At 46.6% G+C, this 2,040-nt stretch carries 1 protein-coding gene; it reads right to left on the bottom strand.

Annotated elements, in window-relative coordinates; genetic code table 11:
- Positions 1–286: 286 nt before the first annotated feature.
- The gene (locus A3751_RS12085; RefSeq protein WP_068456314.1) at positions 287–1,960 is read right to left on the bottom strand and encodes an AMP-binding protein; all 1,674 of its coding nucleotides are present in this window, start codon (positions 1,958–1,960) and stop codon (positions 287–289) included.
- Positions 1,961–2,040 lie beyond the last annotated feature (80 nt).

The raw sequence follows: 2,040 nt of genomic DNA, 5'->3' as shown, positions 1-2,040 counted from the left end.
ATTTGCATCAGACGAACTTATTGAGCAGTGTGCGCTCTCTGCGCTCGTGATTGTGTTGGTCGGTATGGTGCCGGTGATACTGCTTAACAAATCAATCAACAGATCATAGTAAGCAAAAAGAAGAGCAAAGAGTTACAAATACAATTACGTGCCTCAACTATGATTATGTTTCGGCCCACTCATCTTCAGAGAAGCCTCAAGATGCCCTTCGTGCTTGTTCGCTGAGCCACTACGCGAGCACAAAAAAAGGAGCCGAAGCTCCTTTAAATGCAACTGTATTGAAGTGTTATTCCCAGACAACCTTCGCCTTACCAGCATACCAGCCATCTAACTGATCTTTGTACTGGCCTTCAATGACATCTCGTTTGATCTTCATAGTGGGCGTAAGGAAACCATTCTCAATGCCCCAAGTATCTTTCACAATCACCGCAAACTGCAGCGCTTCGTGGGGGTCCACTGTCCCATTCACCTTATTCAGCAGCTCTACGAGACTAGCTTCTAGATGCTCTCTAAACGCTGGATCATCTCTTTGCGGAAGCGCCTCTTCAGAAAGATGGATCAAGGCATGAGGCTGAGGGCATTCGGCCCCTGCGACACACACCATTTCGACCTCGTTGTGGCTAATAATCTTATTTTCGATCGGCGCCGGTGCGACATACTTACCTTTGCTGGTTTTAAAGATTTCCTTGGTACGACCGGTGATTTTCAATCGACCGTGATCATCAATCTCACCCCGATCACCTGTTAACAAGAAACCGTCTTCAGTGAAGCTTTCTTTGGTCTTCTCATCGTCTTTGTAATAGCCCATCATATTTGCAGGGCTATTCACCTCGATTTCTCCAATCTCAGAAATACGTTGCTCAACCCCAGGTAAAGGCTCACCAACGTAACCTACGCGAGACCGCCCAGGCAAAGAAATGTGTGAGTAAGCAAAGTTCTCTGACATACCGTAGCCCTCGAGCAACTCGAGGCCCAAGCTTCGGTACCAATTGATAATATCTTCTGAAAGAGGTGCAGAGCCGCTGCCAGCAAATCGACAGTGTTCTAGGCCGAGACCCGTGAGGACCTTCTTCTTGACCACCCCAGACAAAATTGGAATCTTCAACAGACGATTCAACTTTTTAGGTGGCATTTTCTTAAAGATGCCAAGCTGGAACTTAGACCATAATCTAGGTACAGACACGAAGACAGTTGGACGAGCACGTTGCAGATCTTGTAAAAAGGTATTCAAATCTTCTGCAAAGTACAGCTCGAAACCTCTGAAGAAAGATGATTGCTCAACAACATATCGCTCAAATACATGCGCCAGCGGGAGATAGGACAACATACGGTCTTCAGGATACAACTCAAGGGCCTGTGCCGCGCCAGAGGCGGCGATACCTAATGCGCCAAATGAAAGCATTACACCTTTTGGTCGACCAGTACTACCTGATGTATACACGATTGTCGCTAGTTCATCAGCGTCTCTTTGCACTTCACCTTCCAGCGGCTCGTTTTCAGAGACAAGAGTATCCCACGTAGGGTAATCGTTTTTCGGGCTCAAAGGGTAAGAAATGCGTGGCAGATCGTCCGGAACACCGGGCGCCATATCTTCCCAATCGTCCAGCTTACCGACAAAAATCGCCTTCGCCTCACTGTGCTCAAGAATGTAGCTGACCGTATCGGCGTTCAACGTTGGGTATAGAGGAACAGTCACATGACCCGCCAACCAAATAGCTAGATCGGTCATGATCCAGTGAGCGCAGTTTTTAGAAAGAATAGCGATGTTGCTTTTAGGCGGGAAATTCTGAGCTTTAAGGTAGCTAGCAATGCGGCGAGCTTCGTTTAGAGTTCGAGCCCAGGTATATTCCTGAACAACACCATTGCCCATAGGCTGAGTCATGTAGACTTTATCGGCGCGTTCTTTTTCCCATTTAAAAACAGATTCTAAAGGAAGCGTCACGTTCTGAATTGCAGTCATAATCGGTTGAATGCCTTTATTTGAATTGTTAGTTGTCGAAAACTGTTAACTTTCCGAAAGTATCGCGAATGATAAAAGGA

The organism is Oleiphilus sp. HI0080 (genome assembly GCF_001635135.1).
The sequence above is the reverse complement of the archived record's forward strand: the minus strand, read 5'-3'. Positions and strand labels throughout refer to the sequence as shown.

Bases quoted from the DNA above. Each gene is read 5' to 3' on its own strand.
- A3751_RS12085 (WP_068456314.1), bottom strand. From the start codon at position 1,960: ATGACTGCAATTCAGAACGTGACGCTTCCTTTAGAATCTGTTTTTAAA.